Annotated in this window: 4 protein-coding genes and 1 pseudogene; 3 read left to right on the top strand and 2 right to left on the bottom strand. The window is 71.4% G+C overall.

The window, feature by feature from the left end; all coding sequences use genetic code 11:
- Positions 1-184: pseudogene (locus B7L92_RS32245) on the bottom strand (IS6 family transposase); the annotation flags it as partial.
- A 245-nt stretch (positions 185-429) separates the two neighbouring features.
- Complete coding sequence (locus B7L92_RS32240; protein WP_304364725.1) at positions 430-3,180, bottom strand: helix-turn-helix transcriptional regulator; 2,751 nt, start codon at positions 3,178-3,180, stop codon at positions 430-432.
- 128 nt (positions 3,181-3,308) lie between these two features.
- Here B7L92_RS32240 and B7L92_RS32235 point away from each other — a divergent pair, with 128 nt between their 5' ends.
- From B7L92_RS32235 to B7L92_RS41220, 3 genes are read left to right on the top strand one after another with little or no spacing between them, the layout of a single operon-like run.
- A complete protein-coding gene (locus B7L92_RS32235; RefSeq protein ID WP_081240834.1) occupies positions 3,309-4,223 on the top strand; it encodes an MBL fold metallo-hydrolase in 915 nt (304 codons plus the stop codon).
- 22 nt (positions 4,224-4,245) lie between these two features.
- Complete coding sequence (locus B7L92_RS32230) at positions 4,246-5,748, top strand: carboxylesterase/lipase family protein (RefSeq protein ID WP_081240833.1); 1,503 nt, start codon at positions 4,246-4,248, stop codon at positions 5,746-5,748.
- 35 nt (positions 5,749-5,783) lie between these two features.
- Positions 5,784-5,915, top strand: a complete 132-nt coding sequence (locus tag B7L92_RS41220) for a hypothetical protein (RefSeq protein WP_255311239.1) — start codon at positions 5,784-5,786, stop codon at positions 5,913-5,915.
- Positions 5,916-6,064: the final 149 nt, after the last annotated feature.

The following is a 6,064-nucleotide window of genomic DNA, read 5'->3' as shown; positions in this document are numbered from 1 at the left end:
TGGCGTAGGCGGGGCCGAACCAGCGCGTCCACTGGTGGATCGTCTCGTAGGAGACCTCGATGCCGCGCTCCAGCATCAGCCCCTCGACGTCGCGCAGGCTCAGGGCGAAGCGGTGGTACAGCCACACGCAGTGCGCGATGATCTCCGGCGGGAAGCGGAAACCCTGGTACGACGGCGCGTCCACGAGCAGCCCCTCCAGCGCCCCCAACCAGACAGATGATCATGCCACCGGAGAAGGGCTCCGCTCAACCTGACAACACCTGGATGTCCGTTCCCTCGACGCGGTGGGCCGTGCCCGTCCGTGCGCGAGGAAGGTGAGGCCGTGTGAAGGCGAGGGGGGTGTTGCCTCGTTCGCCTCGTGGCCAGTCTGGTTCGGTGGTCTGCCAGGCGGTATGCGTCAGGTGACTGCATCTGTGGCCGGGCGTGCGGTCAGTCCCGGTGGTTGTCTGTCGCCAGGGAGCCCTCGATGAGGTCGCGCAGTTGGGCGCGGGCGGTGATGCCGAGCTTGGGGAAGCTGCGGTAGAGGTGCGAGCTGACCGTGCGCGGCGAGAGGAAGAGCTTCTCGCCGATCTCTCGGTTGGTCAGTCCGCGGGAGGCGAGCCGGATGATCTGCTGCTGTTGTGGAGAGAGTTCGGCGAGCGCGTCGGGGTCGGCGTCGGTGACGTCGAGGCCGGCGGCCCGCGATTCGGCGCGGGCGCGCTCGATCCACGGGCGCGCGCCCAGCCGCCGGAAGGTCTCCAAGGCCTCAGTCAGCGGCACTCGCGCCTCCGCGATGCGCCGACGGCGCCGTAGCCACTCTGCGAGGTCCAGCATGGTCTGGGCTCGTTCAAAGGGCCAGTGTTCCAGCACGGGGTCGGCCAGGGCCGCTCGGAAGTGCGGCTCGGCTTCCTCGGGGTCGGCCAGCAGACCGCGGGCGCGGTTGATCAGTGCGCGCAGCCGGGGTGAGGCGCCCGCGGCGAGGGTGCGTGCGGCACGTTCGACGATCGCGTGGGCCTCCGCGTGCCGGTCGGCGCGCACCGCGGCGGCGGCCAGATCCGCAAGGGCCGGGTAGGAGGCGTGGTAGTGCACGGGCAAGCCATCTGCCGTGAAGACCGCGCGGAGTTGGGCGTACGCCGTTTCGTGGGCGCCCTCCGCGAGGGCCGCGGCGCCGAGCGCGCGACGGGTGAAGACGGACACCGAGCGGCTCTCCAGCGGGTCGATCAGGACGAGCGCCTCGTCGGCCCGGGCGCGGGCTGCCGCCGGGTCCCCCTGGTAGGCCAGCACGGTGGCGTCCACCGCGGCCGCGCACGCCACGGCGTGGTCCAGGCCGGTCATCGAACCGACCGCGCTGCTGCGGGCGCAGGCCTCCCGGGCCCGTCCCCACCTGCCTTGTTCCACATAGCTCCAGGCGGCCGCGCCGCCCAGACCCTCCGGCAGCGCTCCGCGCAACCCCCAGCGATCAAAGGCCTCGTCGAAGGCGCGGACGGCCTGCGGCGTCTCGTCGAGCAGCCAGGCCATGACCGCGTAGGCGGTGAGCCGGTCCGGGCGGCGTCGCGCCTCGGCGGCGACCTGCGGGAGCAGGGCGAGGAGTTCGGCCCGGTCGCCGAAGGGGTTGGACACGGCCCGCACCCAGGTGCGCAGCCATGCGTGCGAGGCGTCCTCGTGCAGGTCGTGCAGCACGGCCTCGATGCGGCGCTGCTGGGCGTCCTGTCCTGAGTAGTAGCGGACCACGGCGGCGTCGGCCAAGACGTTCAGCGCGGTGGACGGCTGGGCATCGGCCAACTCCTCGGCCACATCCGACAGTCGGGAAAAAATCACACTGTGGCGCACGGTCAGTACCGCCAGACGTCCGACCTGGGCTGCGGCTTCGGCAAGGAGGGACGCGTCGTCGGTGCGCGCTCGTACCGCAGTCGCCAGTTCCTCGACCCAGGCGAGGTCACCGGTGAGCGCGGCCTCCGCGGCGGCTTCGACGAGCAGCCGGGCGCTGTCCTCAGTTCGCGGCGCGAGGTCGGCGGCACGTTGCAGGGCCTTGGCGGCCGCCGCGTGGCCGCCGCGGCAACGAGCACGGTCGGCGGTCCGCTCCAGTTCTGCCGACACGTCCTCATCCGGGCGCGTGGCCGCGGCGGCGAGGTGCCAGGCACGCCGGTCGGGCTCGTCCCGCAGCAGCCCGGCGAGCGCCAAGTGGGCCTCGTGCCGGGCATCAAGGGATGCGGCCTGGTACACGGCGGAGCGGGCGAGGGGATGACTGAACCGCAGACCGCGGCTGGTGCGCCGGATCAGCCCGGCCCGCTCGGCAGGCGGCCATGCCTCGTTCTCGGCGTTCTGCACTGCGGCGGGGGCGGTGATCGCGGAGTCGACGGTGTCCATGGCTGCCAGGAGCAGCAGGGCCCGCGTGGTGGAGGCGGGCAGGCCGTCCAGACGGGCCGCGAAGATCCGCTCCAGGTGGGCGGTGAGCGGGAGAGGCCCCGCGGACGGCGACTCCGCGGCCGGTCCGGCTGCGGCGGCCGCCCTCGCCAGTTCGATCAGCGCGAGGGGGTTGCCCTCGGCCTGGTCGAGGATCTGTGTCCTGGTCCGGCCGGTGGGGCTGTGGAGCTGCAGATCCAGCAACCGGCCGGCCGCGGCGTCATCGAGCGGTTCCAGGGCGAGCGTGGGCAGGTGCCGGTCGAAACCCGGGAGGTGATCGCCCTCGCGGGCCGCGACCAGCATCGTGACCGGTTCGCCTGCCAGGCGTCTGGCGGTGAAGGAGAGGACGTCCACGGACGCGCGGTCGAGCCACTGCGCGTCGTCGAGCACCACGAGCACAGGCCCGCGCTCCGCCAAGGCCGAAAGCACGCTCAGGACGGCGACACCGATCAGCATGAGATCGCCGTCCGTCGTAACCGGGCCCGCGCCGAAGGCGCCATACAGCGCCGCGCGCTGCCGTTCCGGCAGCCCGTCCACCTCGGCCGACACCGGCCGCAGCAACTGGTGCAGGGCGGAGAACGCTAGGCTCGACTCCGACTCGCTGCCCTCGGCACGCAGGACCCTGGCGCCGCCTGCTTCGGCCCGCCGCACCACGCGGTCGAGCAGCGCGCTCTTTCCCATGCCGACGTCACCGAGAAGCAGCAGAACCGTATCGGCCGTCGTCGAGTCCATCGCGCGGAAAAGGCGTGCCAGTTCCGCCTCCCGGCCGACGATCGGCTCTCTCTCGTGCGCTTCCACGAGTTCATGCTACAAGCGGCCGGGCGCGGTGCGTGGCGGATGTGCGCAGGTGCAGTCACGTGACGGATACCGCCGTATCAAGGCCGCTCGTACCGTTCCAGGAAAGCTCCGAATTCCGAGGAAGCCACATGGAACAGATCAAGCTCGGCAATGTCACCATTACCCGGGTCTGGGAATACTACGGCTCAGTCGAAATGACGCCAGAAACCTTTTTCCCGGAAAGCCCGGAGGAGGTCTGGGAAGACGGCACTCCCTGGCTGGTTCCGCATTTTCTGGACTCCGAGGCCAGCACAGTGAATTCCGCGATCCAGACCTGGCTGCTGCGCAGCGAGGGCAAGACCATCCTCGTCGACACGGGTGTGGGCAATCACAAGGAGCGCCCGTACGCGCCGGTCTGGAGCCACCTCAAAACCGATTTCCTGGCCAATCTCGCCCGGGCCGGCGTCAAGCCGGAGGACGTGGACATCGTGATCAACACGCATCTCCACGTCGACCACGTCGGCTGGAACACCTACCTGGACGGGCGGCAGTGGGTGCCGACCTTCCCCAATGCCACCTATCTGATGCCGAAGGACGACTTCGACTTCTGGAACCCGGCCAACGGCCACAAGCCGCTGCTCGGCCGCGGCAACCAGAACGTGTTCGAGGACAGCGTGGCCCCGGTGCACCAGGCCGGCCAGACGCTGCTGTGGGAGGACAGCCACCGGATCGACGGCGGCCTGCGCCTGGATGCGGCTCCCGGACACACCCCCGGCTCCTCCGTGCTGACCCTCGCCTCCGGGACGGACCGCGCGGTGTTCGTCGGCGACATGCTGCACAGCCCGGTGCAGATCCTCGAACCGGACGCCAACAGCTGCTTCTGCGAGGACCCCGCCGGCGCCCGCGCTACGCGCCGCAAGGTGCTGGGCTGGGCGGCCGACAACAACGCCCTCGTCGTCCCCGCACACCTGGGCGGCCACGGCGCCGCCGAAGTCGTGCGGGACGGAACCAAGTTCGCCATCAAGGGCTGGGCGCCCTTCGCCCCGTACACCGAGCAGGTCTGAGGCCCACGGAAAGGCACGAGAAGTGAACCACCACCGCGATCCCGTCGTGACCACCGCGCAGGGCGCTGTCCGCGGCCTGCGCCAGGACGACGGCACCGCTGCTTACCTGAACATCCCCTACGCCGCCCCGCCCCGCGGAGCCGGCCGATTCGCCCCGCCGCGGCCGCACGAGCCCTGGAACGGTGTACGGGACGCCACCGCGCCCGGACCCAACGCACCGCAGTCCGAGCGCAAGCTCGGCAGCATCGACATGTTCCCCTACTTCGGCGCCGGTTGGAGCCGCGGGGAGGACTACCTCACCGTCAACGTGTGGACACCCACATCCGCTGCGGCCGCGAATGGCGACCTGCCCGTCATGGTGTTCGTCCACGGCGGCGGATTCGTCGCCGGCTCGACGCGCTCCGCGCTGTACGACGGCTCCGCCTTCGCCCGCGACGGCGTCGTCCTGGTCACCCTCAACTACCGGCTGGGCATCACCGGGTTCCTCGACATCCCCGGGGCGCCCGCCAACCGCGGCCTGCTCGACGTCGTCGCCGCCCTGCACTGGGTGCGGGAGAACATCGCCGCCTTCGGGGGCAACCCCGCCGACGTCACCCTCTTCGGCCAGTCGGCCGGGGCGACCATCGTCGGCGGCATCCTCGCCACCCCCGGTGCCGCGGGACTCCTCCGCCGGGCGATCGTCCAAAGCGGCAGCGGCCTGGGCGCTTTCACCACCGAACAAGCCGCCCGCGTCACCGAGGCGGCGGCCGCGGCCCTGGGCATCGAGCCGCACGCGGACGCCTTCGCGGACGTCTCCGACGAGCGTCTGGTCGAGGCCGCCTCCCGCCTCGCCGGGATCGACCTGCAGACCGCCACCCACCACGACCCGCTGATCGGCCTCAGCCCCTTCAGCCTGGTCCTCGACACCCAGCCCGCCGAGACCGTCGGCGCAGGACTCGGCGCCGACGTCGACCTGCTCGTCGGGACCAACACCGAGGAGGGAAACCTCTACCTGGTCCCCGTGGACAAGTACGACACCTCGACCGCCGAGGACGTCGACGAGACGGCCACGCGCTCGCACCCGGACCCGGCGCGGCTCGTCGAGACCTACCGCAAGGCCCGCCCCGAGGCCTCCCACGGCGAGCTGCGGTCGGCCATCATGGGCGATGCGCTGTTCGGCGCGGGCAGCCGGGCCCTGGCCGGCGCACACGCCGCCCACCCCGCATCCGCCACCTACGCTTACGAGTTCGCCTGGCGCTCGACGGCCCTGAACAAACAGCTCGGCGCCACCCACGCGGTGGAACTCCCGTTCGTCTTCGATCTTGCGCAACTGCCCCAGCTGCGGGGTACGGGCGCCCTACTCGGCCCCGACAAGCCCCCCACGGAACTCGCCGCCCGCATGCACGGCGCCTGGGTCCGCTTCGCCACGACCGGCAACCCCGGCTGGGACCCGTACGACACCGAGCACCGGGCCACGATGCGCATCGACGCCAAGTGGACCCAGGTCGACGACCCGCGCAGCCAGGAACGACAGGCCTGGACCTGACCGCCGCCCCTTCGCACCTCCCGCAAGGACACACCGTGACCAGAACCGTCGTCACCACCGAGAACGCACCCGTCCTGCCGACCCCGCTGTCCCAGGGCATCCGCAAGGGCCCCGTCCTGCAGGTCTCCGGACGGCGCTGTCACGTTGTTGGGTGCCTGGGTCTCTGACGGCGCGTCGGGGCGTGGCAGGGGTCGGTTTTCGGGCCGGTGCTCAGGCCGTGGTGGGCCGGCCGGCGGCGCCGGTGGCCTGGCCCAGATGGCGAACCGGACGATCATCTCGGCTAAGCGCTGTCCCATAACTGCTGGTCACGGGTGAG

Source organism: Streptomyces viridosporus, from assembly GCF_002078235.1.
GTDB lineage: Bacteria > Actinomycetota > Actinomycetes > Streptomycetales > Streptomycetaceae > Streptomyces > Streptomyces viridosporus.
Note: the sequence above shows the minus strand (reverse complement) of the source record. Positions and strands in the feature narration are given on the sequence as shown.

What these genes read in the sequence shown, in the direction of transcription:
- B7L92_RS32235 (WP_081240834.1), top strand. Translation starts at nt 3,309, where the DNA reads ATGGAACAGATCAAGCTCGGCAATGTCACCATTACCCGGGTCTGGGAA.